The sequence below is a fragment of the Jeotgalicoccus psychrophilus DSM 19085 genome, assembly GCF_000425845.1.
Taxonomy (GTDB): domain Bacteria; phylum Bacillota; class Bacilli; order Staphylococcales; family Salinicoccaceae; genus Jeotgalicoccus; species Jeotgalicoccus psychrophilus.
In genome coordinates this window covers 26,037-44,190 of sequence record NZ_AUEF01000015.1, presented here as the reverse complement: position 1 = coordinate 44,190, position 18,154 = coordinate 26,037, and the positions used below count along the sequence as shown (strand labels likewise).

The 18,154-nt window shown below is 42.1% G+C and carries 24 protein-coding genes; 23 read left to right on the top strand and 1 reads right to left on the bottom strand.

The genetic code is table 11. The annotated features are described in order from the left end of the window. The first annotated feature begins 92 nt into the window (after nucleotides 1-92). The 22 genes from prfA (at nucleotide 93) to fabZ (ending at nucleotide 16,810) form a co-directional block, all read left to right on the top strand. Complete coding sequence (prfA, locus tag H625_RS0106860; protein WP_026859266.1) at nucleotides 93-1,172, top strand: peptide chain release factor 1; 1,080 nt, start codon at nucleotides 93-95, stop codon at nucleotides 1,170-1,172. Continuing rightward, nucleotides 1,159-2,013: a peptide chain release factor N(5)-glutamine methyltransferase gene (prmC, locus tag H625_RS0106855; RefSeq protein ID WP_026859265.1), complete on the top strand. Its 855-nt coding sequence runs from the start codon at nucleotides 1,159-1,161 to the stop codon at nucleotides 2,011-2,013. Before prfA ends, prmC begins: the two co-directional genes overlap by 14 nt. Beyond that, the gene (locus H625_RS0106850) at nucleotides 2,006-3,055 is read left to right on the top strand and encodes an L-threonylcarbamoyladenylate synthase (RefSeq protein ID WP_342664944.1); all 1,050 of its coding nucleotides are present in this window, start codon (nucleotides 2,006-2,008) and stop codon (nucleotides 3,053-3,055) included. Before prmC ends, H625_RS0106850 begins: the two co-directional genes overlap by 8 nt. Continuing rightward, nucleotides 3,048-3,458, top strand: coding sequence for an arsenate reductase/protein-tyrosine-phosphatase family protein (locus H625_RS0106845; protein WP_026859263.1), 411 nt, complete (start codon nucleotides 3,048-3,050; stop codon nucleotides 3,456-3,458). The genes H625_RS0106850 and H625_RS0106845 overlap by 8 nt, the downstream gene beginning before the upstream one ends. A gap of 63 nt (nucleotides 3,459-3,521) precedes the next feature. Continuing rightward, complete coding sequence (gene rpiB, locus H625_RS0106840) at nucleotides 3,522-3,950, top strand: ribose 5-phosphate isomerase B (RefSeq protein ID WP_026859262.1); 429 nt, start codon at nucleotides 3,522-3,524, stop codon at nucleotides 3,948-3,950. Beyond that, complete coding sequence (locus H625_RS0106835) at nucleotides 3,919-4,467, top strand: TIGR01440 family protein (protein ID WP_035785368.1); 549 nt, start codon at nucleotides 3,919-3,921, stop codon at nucleotides 4,465-4,467. The genes rpiB and H625_RS0106835 overlap by 32 nt, the downstream gene beginning before the upstream one ends. Nucleotides 4,468-4,481: 14 nt before the next feature. After that, nucleotides 4,482-5,717 carry a serine hydroxymethyltransferase gene (locus H625_RS0106830; protein WP_026859260.1) on the top strand — a complete coding sequence of 412 codons (1,236 nt, stop codon included), beginning with the start codon at nucleotides 4,482-4,484 and terminating at the stop codon, nucleotides 5,715-5,717. A gap of 62 nt (nucleotides 5,718-5,779) precedes the next feature. Continuing rightward, entirely contained in the window at nucleotides 5,780-6,409 is a 630-nt protein-coding gene (upp, locus tag H625_RS0106825; protein WP_026859259.1) for a uracil phosphoribosyltransferase, read from the top strand. 19 nt (nucleotides 6,410-6,428) lie between these two features. Further along, complete coding sequence (gene wecB / locus H625_RS0106820; protein ID WP_026859258.1) at nucleotides 6,429-7,568, top strand: non-hydrolyzing UDP-N-acetylglucosamine 2-epimerase; 1,140 nt, start codon at nucleotides 6,429-6,431, stop codon at nucleotides 7,566-7,568. Nucleotides 7,569-7,694: 126 nt separating this feature from the next. Beyond that, nucleotides 7,695-8,057 carry an ATP synthase subunit I gene (locus H625_RS0106815; RefSeq protein WP_026859257.1) on the top strand — a complete coding sequence of 121 codons (363 nt, stop codon included), beginning with the start codon at nucleotides 7,695-7,697 and terminating at the stop codon, nucleotides 8,055-8,057. A gap of 4 nt (nucleotides 8,058-8,061) precedes the next feature. Then, nucleotides 8,062-8,796: a F0F1 ATP synthase subunit A gene (gene atpB / locus H625_RS0106810; protein ID WP_026859256.1), complete on the top strand. Its 735-nt coding sequence runs from the start codon at nucleotides 8,062-8,064 to the stop codon at nucleotides 8,794-8,796. Nucleotides 8,797-8,843: 47 nt separating this feature from the next. Next, the gene (atpE, locus tag H625_RS0106805) at nucleotides 8,844-9,059 is read left to right on the top strand and encodes a F0F1 ATP synthase subunit C (protein ID WP_026859255.1); all 216 of its coding nucleotides are present in this window, start codon (nucleotides 8,844-8,846) and stop codon (nucleotides 9,057-9,059) included. Nucleotides 9,060-9,158: 99 nt separating this feature from the next. Next, a complete protein-coding gene (locus H625_RS0106800; RefSeq protein ID WP_026859254.1) occupies nucleotides 9,159-9,677 on the top strand; it encodes a F0F1 ATP synthase subunit B in 519 nt (172 codons plus the stop codon). Beyond that, nucleotides 9,677-10,219, top strand: coding sequence for a F0F1 ATP synthase subunit delta (locus H625_RS0106795; RefSeq protein WP_026859253.1), 543 nt, complete (start codon nucleotides 9,677-9,679; stop codon nucleotides 10,217-10,219). Before H625_RS0106800 ends, H625_RS0106795 begins: the two co-directional genes overlap by 1 nt. 15 nt (nucleotides 10,220-10,234) lie before the next feature. Continuing rightward, on the top strand, nucleotides 10,235-11,743 hold the full coding sequence (gene atpA / locus H625_RS0106790; protein WP_026859252.1) for a F0F1 ATP synthase subunit alpha: 1,509 nt from the start codon (nucleotides 10,235-10,237) through the stop codon (nucleotides 11,741-11,743). A 30-nt stretch (nucleotides 11,744-11,773) separates the two neighbouring features. After that, the gene (gene atpG / locus H625_RS0106785; protein WP_026859251.1) at nucleotides 11,774-12,649 is read left to right on the top strand and encodes an ATP synthase F1 subunit gamma; all 876 of its coding nucleotides are present in this window, start codon (nucleotides 11,774-11,776) and stop codon (nucleotides 12,647-12,649) included. 21 nt (nucleotides 12,650-12,670) lie between these two features. Next, nucleotides 12,671-14,086 carry a F0F1 ATP synthase subunit beta gene (gene atpD / locus H625_RS0106780; RefSeq protein WP_026859250.1) on the top strand — a complete coding sequence of 472 codons (1,416 nt, stop codon included), beginning with the start codon at nucleotides 12,671-12,673 and terminating at the stop codon, nucleotides 14,084-14,086. Between the two features lie 16 nt (nucleotides 14,087-14,102). Beyond that, nucleotides 14,103-14,507: a F0F1 ATP synthase subunit epsilon gene (locus H625_RS0106775; RefSeq protein ID WP_026859249.1), complete on the top strand. Its 405-nt coding sequence runs from the start codon at nucleotides 14,103-14,105 to the stop codon at nucleotides 14,505-14,507. Between the two features lie 56 nt (nucleotides 14,508-14,563). After that, nucleotides 14,564-14,794 (top strand): DUF1146 family protein, encoded by a 231-nt coding sequence (locus tag H625_RS0106770; protein WP_245573113.1) that lies wholly within the window; start codon nucleotides 14,564-14,566, stop codon nucleotides 14,792-14,794. A 70-nt stretch (nucleotides 14,795-14,864) separates the two neighbouring features. After that, nucleotides 14,865-16,157 (top strand): UDP-N-acetylglucosamine 1-carboxyvinyltransferase, encoded by a 1,293-nt coding sequence (gene murA, locus H625_RS0106765; RefSeq protein WP_026859247.1) that lies wholly within the window; start codon nucleotides 14,865-14,867, stop codon nucleotides 16,155-16,157. 12 nt (nucleotides 16,158-16,169) lie between these two features. Continuing rightward, nucleotides 16,170-16,358: a DNA-directed RNA polymerase subunit beta gene (locus H625_RS0106760; protein WP_026859246.1), complete on the top strand. Its 189-nt coding sequence runs from the start codon at nucleotides 16,170-16,172 to the stop codon at nucleotides 16,356-16,358. 8 nt (nucleotides 16,359-16,366) lie between these two features. Continuing rightward, the gene (gene fabZ / locus H625_RS0106755) at nucleotides 16,367-16,810 is read left to right on the top strand and encodes a 3-hydroxyacyl-ACP dehydratase FabZ (RefSeq protein ID WP_026859245.1); all 444 of its coding nucleotides are present in this window, start codon (nucleotides 16,367-16,369) and stop codon (nucleotides 16,808-16,810) included. A 53-nt stretch (nucleotides 16,811-16,863) separates the two neighbouring features. Here fabZ and H625_RS0106750 read toward each other — a convergent pair whose 3' ends face one another. After that, a complete protein-coding gene (locus H625_RS0106750; RefSeq protein WP_026859244.1) occupies nucleotides 16,864-17,292 on the bottom strand; it encodes a YwpF family protein in 429 nt (142 codons plus the stop codon). A 196-nt stretch (nucleotides 17,293-17,488) separates the two neighbouring features. Here H625_RS0106750 and H625_RS12740 point away from each other — a divergent pair, with 196 nt between their 5' ends. Next, nucleotides 17,489-18,037: a single-stranded DNA-binding protein gene (locus tag H625_RS12740; RefSeq protein ID WP_051239009.1), complete on the top strand. Its 549-nt coding sequence runs from the start codon at nucleotides 17,489-17,491 to the stop codon at nucleotides 18,035-18,037. Nucleotides 18,038-18,154: the final 117 nt, after the last annotated feature.

Here is an 18,154-nt window from a genome sequence, read left to right as displayed (position 1 = left end):
CAACTGTACTGAGATTCTCAGTGCAGTTTTTTTGTCTTAAAAATATGCTATAATAAAGTAACTAAAAAGTACCAGGAAAAGGACGTATTCTTATGTTTGATCAACTCGAAATAATAGAAAATCGATATGAACAGTTAACTGAATTACTCAGCGACCCCGATGTAGTCAGCGATCCTGACAAACTGCGCACTTATTCTAAAGAGCAAAGTGATATTCACGATACTGTTGAAGTCTTCCGCGTATACAGAGGACACATGGAAACAATTGAAGAATCTAAAGGAATGCTGAAAGAAACAGACGATCCGGAAATGATTGAAATGCTGAAAGAAGAAATTTCAGAGTCTGAAAGCATGCTGCCGAAACTGGAAGAAGATCTAAAAATTCTTATCATCCCTAAAGACCCGAATGACGATAAAAACGTTATTATGGAAATTCGCGGTGCTGCAGGCGGCGACGAAGCACAGATTTTTGCAGGAGATCTGTTTAGAATGTATACAAGATATGCCGAAGACCAGGGATGGCGCACGGAAACTGTTGACGCTTCAAGCAGTGAACACGGCGGATTTAAAGAAATCAGCTTCCTGATTCAGGGTAAAGGGGCATTCTCAAAACTTAAGTTTGAAAATGGTGCACACCGCGTTCAGCGTGTACCGGAAACAGAATCAGGCGGACGTATTCACACATCTACTGCAACTGTCGCGGTATTGCCTGAAGTAGAAGACGTAGAAGTGAATATCCGCAACGAAGATATTAAAATTGACACGTACCGTTCAAGCGGTGCCGGCGGACAGCACGTTAACACGACTGACTCGGCAGTTCGTATTACTCACCTGCCAAGCGGCACGGTAGTAACATCACAAGATGAAAAATCACAGATAAAAAACAGAGAGCGCGCAATGAAAGTACTTAAAGCGCGCGTTTACGACATGATGCAGCAGGAAGCACATGCGGAATATGCTGAAAAGAGAAAATCAGCAGTAGGTACCGGAGACCGTTCTGAACGTATCCGGACATATAACTATCCGCAAAACCGTGTGACTGACCACCGTATCGGTTTAACAATTCAAAAACTGGATCAGATTATTGACGGGAATCTCGATGAAATTATTGAAGCGCTGGCAATTGAAGAGCAGACTTCAAAACTGGAAGAATTGAACAATGAAACAATATAAAGCGGTACTTAAAGAGGCGGAAGCCTCTTTAAGTGTATCTGGACAGGAAATCCGCGTGGCTTCGATTGTAATGGAAGAACTATTTGGAATGAATTTTGCAAAGCTGATGATATACGGAGAAGATATGATGCCAAAAGAAGATTATGAAAAATTCGCATCCGTCATCGAACGTGTCTGCCATAATGAACCTTACCAGTATGTACTCGGAGAAGCATTTTTTTACGATGCTTACTTTACAGTAACGCCGGACACGCTGATTCCAAGAAATGAAACAGAAGAGCTCGTGGAATTCGTCCTGAAGAATGAAAATGATCTCGGCTTAACAGCAGTCGATATCGGTACCGGGACAGGTGCAATCGGCTTAACATTAGCGGCTCACTGGAAATCGAATAAGGTAATAGTTACGGATCTGTCAGCGGGCGCCCTCAGAACTGCCAAAAAGAACGGAGAGCGCCTCGGAGTCAATGTTGAATATTTGGAGGGCAGCTTATTTGCACCATTAGTGGATAAAGAAATTAAAGCTGATATAATCATCTCTAATCCTCCATATATAAGCGAGGATGAGAAACATCTTATGACACCGTCCGTTCTTGAATACGAACCTGGTACAGCGCTGTTTGCAGACGATAATGGACTGGCGCTTTATAAAGCAATGATTCGTAGGCTCTCAGACGTGCTGAAACCCGGCGGCCGGGTATATTTTGAAATTGGCTTTAGTCAGGCAGATGCATTAAAGGAATATATCGGCAGCGTCTGGCCGGGCGTTGTCGTGCAGGTGGTTAAAGATATTAATCAACAAGATAGAATATTACATTTTACGTGGGGTGAATACAGTGACTAAAATATGGAATATTACCGAAGCCGATTTGACTGACGAGAGTAAAAAAGAAGAGCTCCACGAACAGCTCGAGGAAATAAAAATTGCTTTTACTTACGGTGAAATTATCGGTATCCCGACAGAGACAGTCTATGGTCTTGCGGCTGATGCCCGGAACGGAGAGGCAATTAATAAGATTTTTTCTGCCAAAGGACGTCCGGGAGATAACCCATTAATTATACATATACATGATATTGGCCAGCTGAAAGATTTTACAGCTGCGCTTGACGAACGCGTGACTAAATTAATGGAAGCATTTTGGCCGGGGCCGATATCTTTTATCCTGCCGTTAAAAGGAGATTATCTATCCACAAATGCAGTGGCGGAACTCGATTCCGTTGCGGTGCGCATGCCGAGCCATCCGGTGGGACGAAAAATTTTGCAGTATGCTGATATACCGCTTGCTGCTCCCAGTGCTAATATCAGCGGCAAACCATCGCCGACGAATGCGCAGCACGTCATCGATGATCTTGAGAATAAATTGTACGGTGTTATCGACAGTGAGTCGGCAATTTACGGTATCGAAAGCACTGTGCTCGACTGCACGCAGTTCCCTTACAGAATTGCCCGCCCGGGTGCGGTGACGAAAGAAGAACTGGAAGAAGTTCTGGAAGCAGCTGTCGATACGGTAACTGAACAAACCGACAAACCGATTTCACCAGGTATGAAATATAAACATTATGCACCAAGACAGCCGCTGATTGTTATCGAAGGGGGTATCAACAATAATACGAAGCTGCCTGTCGGGCGCGATCAGAAAGTGGGTATTATTGCTCCGGAAACGAGCAGGGAATTCGTCGGCGAAGATATGCAGTTTATCAGTCTGTGCAGGGAACGGGATAGCTATAAAGAAGCGGCACGGAACTTATATTCAGCTCTGCGTATCATGGATACATCGGACGTGGATATTATTTTCATACACGGTTTCGATAAAGTGCCGGAATCTGAAGGACTGATGAACCGTGTTTATAAAGCGACGGGGAATGAAGTGATTCGGAGTGACTAAAATTATTTTTGTATGTACAGGAAATACGTGCCGCAGCCCGCTGGCAGAAAGTTACGCACGTATGAAGTATCCGCATGTGGACATTTCATCACGCGGACTCTCCGTTGTAAACAGCAGTACGAGCAGCCAGTCGCTGTCTCTTATAGAAGAGGCGGGATTGCCGGTGCCGTCACAGCCTGAGCAGCTGACAGAAGACGATATTGAAAACAGTACGCTGCTCGTTATGGGAAACAGTCATAAGAATGCAATCCTGGAACACTTCCCAACAGCAGATGTCAAACTTATATCTGAATGTGCGGATGGTGAAATAAAAAACATACCCGATCCATACGGTGGCACAAAAGCGCAATACGATGAAGTATTTATACATCTGCAAAAATACATCGATAAATTTAACTGGTAAGTCCGGTAATCTTTTGAAACTCTTAGCACTGATAGTTATAATATATTTTAAGGAGATGAGTGTATGAAAGTTGTGATTGCATCCGACCATGGCGGGCTCAATTTAAAAAGGATCGTTACGGAATATTTAACTGACAAGAAAATTGATTTTACAGATCTCGGGCCTGACAATACGGATTCTGTGGATTACCCGGATTATGCTAAGCCGGTCGCAGAAAAAGTAGCTGCGGGAGAATATGATAAAGGTATTTTAATTTGCGGTACCGGCATCGGCATGAGTATTACTGCAAATAAAACTAGAGGCGTTCGCTGTGCACTCGTGCACGATACATTTTCAGCAAAAGCAACACGTGCACATAATGATTCCAATGTACTCGCGATGGGTGAAAGAGTTATCGGCCCGGGTCTTGCACTTGAAGTGGTGGACACATGGCTGAACACTGAATTTGAGGGTGGTAGACATGAAAAACGCGTTTGTAAGATTGAAGAATGATTTACAGACACTGACTGATGATTTATATGAAACAGAATTTTTTACATCGGGGAAAGTGCTCGTTATCGGATGTTCGACATCGGAAACTATAGGGAAGCACATCGGTAAAAGCAGTTCGGATGAAGCGGCGGAAGTTATATACAGCCACTTTTCTAAAATTGCAGGGCAGGAAAACATGCATTTATTATTTCAGGGATGCGAGCATATTAACCGTTCTCTGACAACGTCAAGACACACGATGGAAGCTTTGAATTTAGAAGAAGTTACAGTAGTGCCGCACAAAGAAGCGGGAGGCAGTCTGAGTGAATTTGCGTATAAAGAGCTGTCAGACCCCGTTGTCGTTGAGTCGGTCATTGCAGACCGCGGCATTGATATTGGCCAGACACTGATCGGTATGCATTTAAAACATGTTGCCATACCGGTAAGAACGTCTGTTAAAACAGTTGGCGAAGCAGTAGTGACGATAGCAACAACCCGTCCGAAATTAGTCGGAGGACCGAGGGCGCATTATAAATAAAGGGGAGATTTACAATGTCTAATATTAAATCACAAGATCCACAAGTACAGGAAGTTATTGATAAAGAACTGGAAAGACAAAACAACAACATCGAACTTATCGCGAGCGAAAACTTCGTTTCACCCGCAGTACTGGAAGCACAAGGTTCTATTTTAACGAACAAATATGCAGAAGGATATCCGGGGAAACGTTACTACGGCGGATGTGAACATGTAGACGTTGTGGAAAACCTCGCACGTGACCGTGCAAAAGAAATTTTTGGTGCAGAACATGCCAACGTGCAGCCTCACTCAGGCTCTCAGGCAAACATGGCAGTATACTTCTCGGTGCTTGAGCACGGAGACAAAGTGCTTGGTATGGATTTATCGCACGGTGGACATTTGACACACGGTTCACCTGTTAACTTCAGCGGGAAATTATTTAACTTCTTATCTTACGGTGTTGAGAAGGACACTGAAACAATTGATTACGATAAAGTTATGGAAATCGCTAAAAAAGAACAGCCTAAAATGATTGTTGCAGGCGGCAGTGCATATGTTAAAACACTGGACTTTAAAAAGTTCCGTGAAATTGCTGATGCAGTCGGTGCGTATTTACTGGTAGATATGGCGCATATCGCAGGATTAGTTGCAGCAGGACTGCACCCGAACCCGGTACCGCATGCTGACTTTGTAACGTCAACAACGCATAAAACATTACGCGGACCGCGCGGAGGATTAATTTTAACAACTGCAGAACATGCTAAAGCTGTTGATAAAAATATTTTCCCTGGTATTCAAGGCGGACCTTTAATGCATGTTATCGGAGCGAAAGCCGTGGCATTCGGTGAAGCAATGCAGCCGGAATTTAAAGCATACCAGCAGCGTGTTCTGGATAATGCGAAAGCGTTGGCTGAGTCACTCGCTGACGGCGGTCTTCGTATCGTTTCAGGTATGACGGACAACCACCTTGTACTCGTTGATGTTAAGACTTTCGGTCTCACAGGCAAAGTTGCCGAAGAAGCACTTGATGAAGTCGGTATTACTGTTAATAAAAATACGATTCCATTTGATGAAGCATCTCCCTTCGTAACGAGCGGTATCCGTCTGGGAACACCAGCGATGACTACGCGCGGATTTACAATGGAAGATATGACAGAGGTCGGCCAGATTATCGTTGAAACACTGACGCGTGTTAAAAATGAAGAGAATCTGGATGGGATTTCAGATAAAGTGACTAAATTAACAGGAAAGTATCCACTATACAAATAAACTGCGTTATAATATATACCGGATGGGATCATCCGGTTAATTTTTGGAGTGGAGGAAGATATATGTCAAAGATACAAGTAATGGATCATCCGTTAATCCAGCATAAAATGAGCTATATCCGTGATGAAAACACGTCGACTAAAGAATTCAGAGAATTGGTAGACGAAGTGGGCATGCTTATGGCTTATGAGGTAACGAGAGATCTTACACTCGAAGATGTGTCAGTACAGACACCGGTTCAGGAAACTACAGCTAAACGCCTGAGCGGAAAAAAACTGGGTATCGTCCCAATTTTACGCGCGGGCCTTGGTATGCAGGATGGTATTTTAAAACTTATTCCATCGGCTCGTGTCGGGCATATCGGATTGTACCGGGATCCTGAAACACTGAAAGCTGTTGAATACTATGCGAAGTTCCCGGGAGATATTGAAGAGCGTGATATTTTCGTTATCGACCCGATGCTTGCTACAGGCGCATCAGCGGTGGAAGCAATTACTGCAGTTAAAAAACATGGAGCGACAAAAATTCGTTTCATCTGTCTGATTGCAGCACCGGAAGGTGTAGAAGTATTAAAAGAAGCACACCCGGATGTGGATATTTATATCGCAGCACTCGATGAGAAATTGAATGAGAAGAGTTACATCGTTCCTGGCTTAGGCGATGCCGGTGACAGATTATTTGGTACACGATAATAAATCATAGGAGATTGTTATGAAAAAAATTATGGCGATTTTCGGTACGAGACCTGAAGCTATTAAAATGGCTCCCCTTGTACTCGAAATGAAAAAAGATGAAGATATTGAACCGGTTGTAGTAGTTACTGCACAGCACAGAGAGATGCTTGATCAGGTACTGACAACGTTCGATATTACACCTGATTACGACTTGAATATTATGAAAGCGGGCCAAACATTGTCAGAAGTTACAGGGCGTGTAATTAACGGTCTCGAATCAGTTATTAAAGAAGTAAAACCGGATATGATTTTAGTGCACGGTGATACGACGACAACATTCGCAGGTTCACTTGCTGCGTTTTACAATGAAGTGGATATCGGTCACGTTGAAGCAGGTCTCCGCACTCATAACAAATATTCACCATTCCCTGAAGAAGCTAACCGTCAGATGACAGGTGTTTTAGCAGATCTTCATTTCTCACCGACAGAAGATGCACGTCAGAACCTGCTGAATGAAGCAAAAGATGATACAAAGATTTCAGTTACAGGAAACACTGCGATCGATGCACTGGCAACAACAGTTGATGAAAACTATCACAGTGATATTATCGAAAAACATAAAGATAATAAAGTTGTGCTTTTAACAGCGCACCGACGCGAAAATATCGGTCAGCCAATGCATAACATTTTCGGTGCGGTTCGTCAGATTGTTGACGAATTTGAAGATGTGACAGTTGTTTATCCAATGCATAAAAATCCTAAAGTACGTGAAATTGCCGAGGAGTACTTAGGCGATCACGAGCGCGTTGAATTAATTGAGCCGCTCGATGTACTTGATTTCCATAACTTTGCTGCAAGAAGCCACCTGATCTTAACTGACTCGGGCGGGGTGCAGGAAGAAGCGCCTTCACTTGGCAAGCCGGTACTTGTACTGCGCGATACTACTGAACGTCCTGAAGGTGTTAAAGCAGGGACGCTTAAACTTGCCGGTATTGAGCAGGAAAACATTTACAACATGACAAAAGAGCTGCTGACAGATGAAGAATTGTACAATGAAATGTCACAAACGCAAAATCCTTACGGTGACGGACAGGCTTCACGCAGAATTTGCGACAACATAAAGTATTATTATGGAATAACTAAAGAAAAACCTATCAGTTTTACTGTAAATGATTAGCAAATGTGAACATGTTGTTAAAATTTCCATATTTTGTTGACACAAAAATTGCACTCCTATAAAATCATTAGAGTATGTAATTGTTTTCACAACATGCTTACATTACCCGAGGAGTCGTAAAAGACAGTGAAAATTTTTAAAGGATATTTTAAAAACTTTATGAAATATTTAATAATACTTTTAATATTGAGTATTATTGCTTATATGTTTACTTCTTTGCCGTTCTTTGCAGGGTTGTGCATCGGTATCTTCGGATCGATGCTGCTGTCTTATAATTGGTACTACAATTTAAGAACGGCACAGCTCAGTGATGGCGAAAAAGTTAAAACAGGAACGTTAACGAGAATGCTTATTGTCGCAGCGGCCTGTTTAATATGGGTGAGGTTTCCTGAAACTTTGAATATCATCGGTATTTTAGTCGGGCTGCTCCTCACTTATGCGCTGATTTTCTGGCGCGCAGCATTAGAACTTTTTAAACGGAAGAGGTGAAGAAATGGAACACGGAATTCCAACGTGGTCGTTTGATTTGTTCGGAATACCAATCGTATTCGAACTTGCAACTTCAATGATGATTATCATTACATGTCTGCTTATCTTCTTTACATTATTTTTCATGACGAGAAAGCTCGCAGTGCGTCCGACCGGTAAAGGTCAGGTGCTCGTTGAGGCGTTAATGAACTTCGTTAAAGGAATAATTAAAAGCAATATGGCATGGAAAGAAGGCGCACAGTTCCACTTTTTAGCGCTGACATTGTTCTTATTCATTTTAATCGGCAACTTAATCGGTATACCGCTGTCGTTCGTCGCACCGGACGCGGATCATACACTGTGGGTGAAATCACCAACAGCTGACCCGGTCGTTACGCTGACGCTGGCAGGACTAATGATAGTACTGACACACTACTATGGTGTGAAGATGCAGGGAATGCGCGGTTATTTGAAACAATATGTTACGCCGATGTGGTGGCTTGCACCAATCAAATTCATCGAAGAATTTACATATAACTTAACACTCGGTTTACGTCTTTACGGTAACGTTTATGCTGGTGAGATACTTCTGTTACTCCTGTTGGGATTAGTAACCGGAGGCACGGTATTAGGCGCATTAGGATTTATTCCTATGATGGTATGGCAAGGATTCAAAGTATTTATAGGTGCGATTCAGGCATTTATATTCGTAATGTTATCAATGGTTTATCTATCACATAAAGTGAGCGATGATCATTAATATAATAAAAAAATAATAATATACAATTTTCTAGGAGGAAATATTTTATGAATTTACTAGCAGCTGGTATTGCAGCAGGTTTAGCGGCTCTTGGCGCATCTTTTGGTATTGGTATGGTTGTTTCGAAAACAGTTGAAGGTGTTGCTCGTCAGCCAGAGTCACGTGGTCCGTTACAAACGATTATGTTCATCGGAATTGGTGTAGTTGAGGCTGTTCCAATTATGGCTATCGTTATCGCGTTCCTACTGATGTTCACGTTCTAAGAGTCGTTATATAAGGCGAAGTCTTGCTTGAAGATTTCGCCATCTTATTATGTAAATAACTACGAGAGTTAGAGACTTTTTTGAAAGGAGTGTACATAGGTGGAACTATTAATTTTAGGTGCTGCTGGTGAAACTATGGGCACGGCTGTTGGAACATCGCTTGTTCTACTCGCGAGTTTTCTGACGCTGCTTGCAGTATTGTCATACTATGTGTGGAAACCAGTTAAGAAAGTTATGGATGACCGTGAACAACTAATCCATGACGATATTGATTTTGCTGAAAACAGAAAATTAGAAGCTGAACGCTTAAAAGAAGAGAACGACGCACTGCTGAAATCAACGCAGGCTGAAATCTCTGAACTTATGGAAAACGCTAAAAGTCAGGCGAAGAAAGAACAAGAGTCAATCATCAGAGATGCTGAGGCGCGTTCTTCTCAACTGATGACAGAAGCGAAGACTGATATTGAAAGAGAAAAAGAAAAAGCAGTCCGCGATATCAACGATCAGGTTGCTGAACTTTCAGTACTGATTGCAGAGAAGATGATCCGCAAGGAACTTAACTCTGAAGATCAGAAAAACCTTGTTCAGAACTACTTACAGGAAGCAGGCGATAAATAATGGCTAATATCAGTCAAAAATACGCCAGTGCTTTGTTCGATGTAGCAGTTCAGCACGATAATCTTGAGAATGTTAAAGCTGATTTCTTTGAAGTAACTGAAGCAGCAGCTTCAGTGGAGAACTTTATCGAATTCATGGATAACCCGAAGATTACACGTAATAAAAGAACGGCAGCGGTAGAAGCAGCGTTTGGTAAAAGCGACAGACTTCTATTAAACCTGCTGCGCATCCTGTCGGATAAAAAACACATGTCATTACTCGAAGAAATATACAGCGAGTTCTTATCACTATATGATGAAAGTCATGATCAGGCTCGTGTAACAGTAGAATCGGTTTACAAATTATCTGCAGAAGAGCTGGATCAGCTTGGTCAGATATTTATCGATAAAACAGGTTATAAAAAGCTGCTTATTACGAATGAAATTAATGAAGAGCTTATTGGCGGCGTACGCGTGCTTCTAGGTTCGAAAGTTTACGACGGTTCTGTAAGAAACCAGTTAGACGGTATCAGAAATAATTTTAAAGAACATGCGAATAGCTAAAGGAGTGACATTTTCATGGCAATCAAAGCTGACGAAATAAGTGCTCTCTTAAGAAGCCAAATCGAAAATTATGATAAGGATATGCAGGTTACCGATGTCGGTACTGTTATCCAGGTGGGTGACGGAATAGCACTTGCTCATGGTTTAAACGATGCGATGGCAGGAGAGTTAATTGAGTTCCCGAGTGGTGTACTTGGACTTGCTCAAAACCTTGAAGAAAATAATGTTGGTATCGTAATACTTGGACCAAGTGACGATATTAAAGAAGGCGACGAAGTTAAACGTACTGGACGTATTATGGAAGTTCCAGTTGGTGAAGAACTTATCGGGCGTGTAGTAAACCCGCTCGGTCAGCCAATCGACGGAAAAGGTCCTATCAATACTACTAAAACACGTCCTATCGAAAGTCCTGCGACTGGAGTTATGGACCGTAAGAGTGTTGATGAGCCGTTACAAACAGGAGTTAAAGCAATTGACGCATTAGTGCCAATCGGCCGCGGACAGCGTGAGTTAATCATCGGTGACCGTCAGACTGGTAAGACGACAATTGCAATCGATACAATTATTAACCAAAAAGATCAGGATATGATTTGTGTTTACGTAGCGATTGGACAAAAAGAATCAACTGTACGCGGTACAGTTGAAACTTTACGTAAAAACGGTGCGCTTGATTACACAATCGTTGTTTCTGCCGGTGCAGCAGACCCTGCTCCATTACTGTATATTTCACCATATGCTGGTGTATCTATGGCCGAAGAATTCATGTTCAACGGTAAACACGTATTAATCGTATATGATGACTTAACGAAACAGGCTGCGGCTTACCGTGAATTATCATTACTATTACGCCGTCCGCCGGGCCGTGAAGCATTCCCGGGTGACGTATTCTACCTTCACAGCCGTCTTCTTGAACGTGCTGCGAAATTAAATGATGATTTAGGCGGCGGTTCTATTACTGCATTGCCATTCATCGAAACTCAGGCAGGAGACATCAGTGCATTCGTTCCAACGAACGTTATCTCTATTACTGACGGTCAGATCTTCCTGCAGTCAGACCTGTTCCACTCAGGTGTACGTCCAGCGATCAACGCCGGTCTTTCAGTATCACGTGTAGGTGGTTCAGCACAGATTAAAGCAATGAAGAAAGTAGCGGGTACGCTGCGTTTAGACCTTGCAGCATACCGTGAACTTGAAGCATTCGCTCAGTTCGGTTCAGATCTTGACGAGTCGACAAAAGCTAAACTTGACCGTGGTGCGCGTACAGTTGAAGTGCTTAAACAGCCTGAAAACGCCCCATTAAAAGTAGAGAAACAAGTTGTAATTCTTTTCGCACTTGTTAACGGCTACCTGGACGATGTTCCAGTTGAAGACATTACACGTTTCGAAGCTGAATTCATGAGCTGGCTTGAAGCGAACGACGCTGAATTATTAAACCAGATCGCTCAAACTAAACAACTTCCTGACAGTGAAGCATACGATAAAGCAATTAACAGTTTCAAAAAGCTTTTCAACCCTTCTAACTAAGAAGTAAGTAATTACTAAGGTGGTGAATTCATGGTTTCACTAAGAGAAATTAAAGGTCGTATTGGCTCTACGAAAAAGATGAGTCAATTGACAAGTGCAATGCATATGGTTGCTAACTCCAAACTGACCCGGGCTGAACAGAATTCAAAAAAATTCCAGCCGTACATGGATAAAATCCAGGAAACAGTCAGAGCTATTGCAGCCGGTGATACTGAAAGCTCACACCCTATGTTAGAAGAGAGACCAATTAAGAGAACGGGCTATATCATAATTTCAAGTGACACAGGTAAAGCTGGTCCTTATAATAACAACGTCGTTAAAGCAATTACTGAAGAAGCTAGCAAACGACATGATAACAATCCCGATTCATATGATTTATTCGTCCTCGGAAAAATTGGCTATGAAACTTTAACAGGGCGTGGCTTCCATGTTACAAATCATCGTCTTGGATTACCCGATCAGCCGGACTTTGCCAGCGTGAAAGAAATCGCTGCTCAGTCGGTTAACGGATTTATAAACGAAGATATCGATGAGCTTTATATTATTTATAATAAATTTGTGAATATTTTAGAGCAGCAGGTAACAGTTCGTAAAGTATTACCATTAACAGAAACTGATATTCAGACAAATCATTCTGATTCAGCACTCGCAAGTTACGAGTTTGAACCGGATAAAGAAACAATTCTGGAAACAATTTTACCTCAGTATGCCGAAAGCCTGATTTACGGTGCACTGCTTGACGCAAAAGCGAGTGAGCATGCAGCGCGTATGACAGCTATGAAGGCAGCAACTGATAATGCAACTGAGCTTGTTGGCGATCTTCAGCTGCAGTATAACCGCTTAAGACAAGCGGCGATTACGCAGGAGATTACAGAAATCGTCGGTGGCGCATCTGCACTAGAATAATTGAGATTAGGAGGAAATTAAATGGCTTTAGGTCAAGTAGTCCAAGTAATGGGACCTGTAGTTGACGTGCGCTTTAATGAAGGTGAATTACCTGAAATTAATAACGCACTGGTAGTTAAAATTGACAATGCTAATTCAGAGCCAATCTCTCTGACACTTGAAGTTGCGTTACACCGCGGCGATAACATTGTCAGAACGATTGCAATGAGTTCTACTGACGGCTTACGCCGTGGTGCTGAGGTAGAGAACGCAGGTTCTCCAATCACAGTACCTGTAGGAGAAGAGACTCTTGGTCGTGTATTCAACGTATTAGGTGAACACATCGACCTAGATGGACCACTTTCAGCTTCCCAGCGCCGTGATCCAATTCACCGTTTAGCTCCGAAGTTTGATGAATTATCAACTTCAACTGAAATTCTTGAAACTGGTATTAAAGTAGTAGACCTTCTTGCACCTTACACTAAAGGTGGTAAAGTTGGACTCTTCGGTGGTGCCGGCGTTGGTAAAACAGTTCTTATCCAGGAACTTATTAACAATGTTGCACAAGAACACGGTGGTATTTCGGTATTCGCCGGTGTTGGTGAACGTACTCGTGAAGGTAACGACCTTTACTACGAAATGAAAGATTCAGGTGTTATCAAGAAAACTGCAATGGTTTTCGGTCAGATGAACGAACCGCCTGGTGCACGTATGCGTGTAGCACTTTCAGGATTAACAATGGCAGAATACTTCCGTGACGAACAAGGTCAGGACGTTCTGCTGTTTATCGATAACATTTTCCGCTTTACTCAAGCAGGTTCTGAAGTATCAGCGCTCCTCGGACGTATGCCTTCAGCAGTAGGTTACCAGCCTACACTTGCAACTGAGATGGGTCAATTACAGGAAAGAATTACGTCAACTAACGTTGGTTCAGTAACGTCAATTCAGGCAGTATTCGTACCAGCCGATGACTATACTGACCCGGCTCCGGCTCAGACGTTCGCTCACTTAGATGCGACGACTAACTTAGAACGTAAACTTTCAGAGATGGGTATTTACCCGGCTGTGGATCCATTAGCATCTACTTCACGTGCACTTTCTCCGGCAATTGTTGGTGAAGAACATTATAAAGTAGCAAGAGATGTTCAGTCTACGCTTCAAAAATACCGTGAGCTGCAGGATATTATTGCAATTCTAGGTATGGATGAGCTTTCTGAAGAAGATAAAAATACTGTTGGACGCGCACGCCGCATCCAGTTCTTCTTAAGTCAGAACTTCCACGTAGCAGAACAATTTACAGGACAAAAAGGTTCTTACGTACCTGTTAAAGAAACAGTTCAAGACTTTAAAGCTATCCTGGAAGGTAAGTATGACCACGTTCCTGAAGATGCTTTCCGTCTTGTTGGCGGCATCGAAGACGCACTTGATAAAGCGCGTCAGCAAGGTGTAGAAGTCTAAAACGGGAGGGTAAAACATGGCAACAATTGCACTTGATGTAGTTACTCCTAACGGTTCTGTTTTCCACGAAGAAGATGCGGAAATCGTTGTTCTTCAAACTAAACAGGGTGAGCTTGGTGTGATGGCCGGTCATATTCCGACTGTAACACCGCTTAAAATAGGTGTCCTTCGTGTTAAAATAAACGGTAAATTCGAATACCTGGCTGTTACTGAAGGGTTTGCAGAAATCAGACCTGAACAGATTACAGTACTTGTACAGGCTGGCGAGTTTTCAAAAGATATTGATTCAGAACGTGCAGAGTCTGCGAAAGCGAGAGCAGAACAGCTGCTTTTAAAATCGCAGGAGGAACGTGTCGATACGTATCGTGCAGAACTTGCATTACAGCGCGCGGTTAACCGTATAGAAGTATCTAAATATTAATTCAAACTAAAAGACTGGATCTTCCAGTCTTTTTTTTATCGAAAGGAGGAATTTTTTTGGGTTTTTCTCAGTTCGCGTTAATGCATATTATTCTGCATATTTTGTGTATCGGTCTTGCATTCTGGGTATTACAGGGAATAAGGATTGAAAATTCATTTAATAAAGGTGATGTTGGACGAATTCGACTGGTGCTTATCATGCTGAGTGTCTTATTAGGTACAGCGATGAGTAACTTTATCATGGACATCTTTAGATATACACAAGAAGCAGCGCTCATGTTCAGCTAATTGCTTTACAAGTGATACCCAAACACCGTATTATTATAATGAATGGTATAGAGAAATATGGAGTGAGAAGATGGATAAAATCATTGTAAAGGGCGGACAAAAACTGTCTGGTTCTGTTGAGATCGAAGGAGCCAAAAATGCAGTATTGCCAATTCTGGCAGCATCGCTGCTGGCTGGCGAAGGACGCTCAATAATTAAAAACGTACCCGAATTATCAGATGTAAATACATTAACAAAATTAATTACCACACTCGGTGCAGAAGCATCGGCTGAAAAAAATAGTGTTACTATCGATGCGAGCGGAGAATTGAATTGTATCGCACCTTACGAATTAGTTAGTAAAATGCGTGCAAGCATGCTTGTCATGGGTCCATTATTAAGCCGTTACGGCTACTGTAATATTGCTATGCCCGGAGGCTGTGCAATCGGTTCACGTCCGATTGAACAGCACATTAAAGGTCTGGAAAAAATGGGTGTAGCTTTCGAACAGGCTGGCGGTTATATCGAAGGTAAGATTGACGGTCGTCTTCAGGGTACTAAAATCCACATGGATTTCCCAAGTGTCGGTGCGACTCAGAACTTAATGATGGCAGCGAGTCTGGCTGAAGGTACAACGCATATTGAAAATGCTGCGATGGAGCCTGAGATTACGGATCTTGCGAACTATATTAACTCAATGGGCGGCCGTGTGATTGGTGCAGGTACGGGTCATCTTAAAATTATCGGTGTAGAGAAACTGCATGGTTCAGAACACACTGTAATCCCGGACCGTATCGAAGCAGGAACATTTATGATTGCTGGTGCGATTACACGCAGTGAAATTCTTTTGAAGAATGTTGTGATTGAACACTTATCTGCAGTAGTAGCAAAGCTTGAAGAAGTTGGTATACGTTTTGTCGAAGAAGGCAATGATGTAAGAGTAATTCCTGCAGAGGAATATAAACCGACTGATCTGAAAACAATGCCGCATCCGGGATTCCCGACAGATATGCAAAGTCAGATGATGGCGCTCTTAACGACAATCGAGGGAACGAGTATCGTTACTGAAACAATATTCGAGAATCGCTTTATGCATGTGAGAGAATTTTCAGCGATGAATGCCAATATTTCACTTGAAGATAACCACGCGGTCATCCGCGGTGGAAACCAGCTGTACGGAGCGACTGTACGCGCATCAGATTTAAGAGCGGGTGCAGCGTTAGTACTTGCAGGCCTTGCAGCAGAAGGTTATACTTCTGTAACTGAACTTCAGCATCTGGACCGCGGTTACGTGCGTTTCCATGAAAAACTGAAAGCACTTGGTGCAGATATTAAGCGCGTGAACGACAGTGCGTCTGATAAGCATTTGGTGACATCAAAGTAAAGGGGTAATACTATGGCAGAACAACAACAGAAAATCGTTCACCGTAGGTTCCCATTGTTGGTTAGAATTCTATTGTTTTTCTACGTTGCAATCGTCCTCGTCTTTTTAGGACTGATGATTGGCTTTGGAATACTGGATAATCCATTTGGAGTATTCCGTATTGAAACGTGGGAACATATCATTAACTTAACTAGGGGTTGACGACAGACATGCTGACATACGATCAGATTAAAGCAATAATACCGCACCGCCCGCCGTTTCTTCTTATAGACAGAATTACAGAAGTAGAACCGGGTAAAAGCTGTAAAGGTATAAAACAGGTATCTGGGAACGAACCGTTTTTTGAAGGACACTTCCCGGATTATGCTGTTATGCCCGGAGTACTGATAGTAGAATCACTTGCGCAGGTAGGTGCTGTTGCATTGCTGCAGCAGGAAGAATTTAAAGGGAAGCTCGCGTTCTTTGCCGGTATTGATAAATGCCGATTCAAAAAACAGGTGACCCCGGGTGATACTTTGGAGCTGTCAGTAGAAATTACTAAACTCCGCGGACCGATAGGCAAAGGCTCTGCAGTTGCAACTGTCGATGGACAGGTTGCATGCCAGTGCGAAATAACATTTGCCATTTCAGATATTAAAACAGGCGAAAAATAAATAAAAAACCGTCTGAAAATCTTAAGCTAAGATTTTCAGACGGTTTTTTATTTTTACTCTTCATCTTCTTTTTTGAAGTCTTCTTTTGATTCCATCCGAGAGTTAAATTCATTAATCAGTGTTTTGCCTTCGTAGCCTTCTTCAACAAGGAACTCGAGCAGTTCTTCTGCGTAGTTCGGTCCTTGGACGATAATAGCTCCTTTAAAAACAACTGAAATCATATCATCCATCTGATTGATATCCATTACTCTGGCTGAGAATTTAGCAGGCGCATTGGACGGCCGTGTAATAGTGACCATCATTTCCAGCTGCTGTCCTTTCAGCTTTTCTAAAATTGAAGATAAATCTCCAGCGGTTACAATCTCAATAATCCACGGATTGTCTCCGTACTCCATATTAATAATAATGCCGTCTTTAACTTCGGGAACGATAAAGTTCTGCTCCTGAATAATCTTCATATCTATCACTTTAAACGATTTCATAATTACTGACCCCTTTTTAACAAAGTACAAAATTAGTTAATTTGCAGTGCAAAATAACCGGTAATAATAAAACTGAGTAATTTAAAGTATGTATTTCTAATTATTGTATTATATATCACACTGAAAAGAAATTATTGTCTTTTGCAGAATATTTATTCACCCCTTACATTGTAATTAGGAAGGGGGGTGATAAAGAATGATGAACAAAGTATTGCTTGTCGGCGAACTTATCAGCAATAATGTTATTGCAAAAAATGCGCAGGGGAGTGTGAATGCATTTATCATTGCAACAGTTCGTGCACCAAAGGATACAAGGAGGGATAAAGAAGTCCACTTCCTCTATTGTAAAGCTTTTGGTAAAAGTATACCGGGTGTGCTTGACGAAACGAAAGCCGGCGACATTTTATGTGTCAGCGGTCAGCTCGCAACCACATCATTTACTAAAAAAGACGGATCAAGAGAATACCGCATGGAAATATGGGCAGAGAGCATAAAACATGTACCGGATAAGATTCAGGAACGCACTGATATATCCAATCCGTCCCGCTTAATTGAACAAGCAGTACATCATTATAATATCAATGAATCACTTGGCGAAAAGTATGTACATACACTCAGCCAGGAAAAAGCAGAACAGAAAAGCGAAAAAGAAAAGCATATTGAAATGATTTCAAGCATTGTAGATGAAAACGACAACGACAAGAACAAGCCCGCACCGGACGATAATAAAGCAAAAGTCTCCTAATAAATAACGTACCCTCTTGAACTGTGTTCTACACTCATTCATTTCTCACACACATGCATACTGATGACCAGCTGCGGTTCATCAGTATGCTTTTTAATGTTTAAAGAAATAGATTCT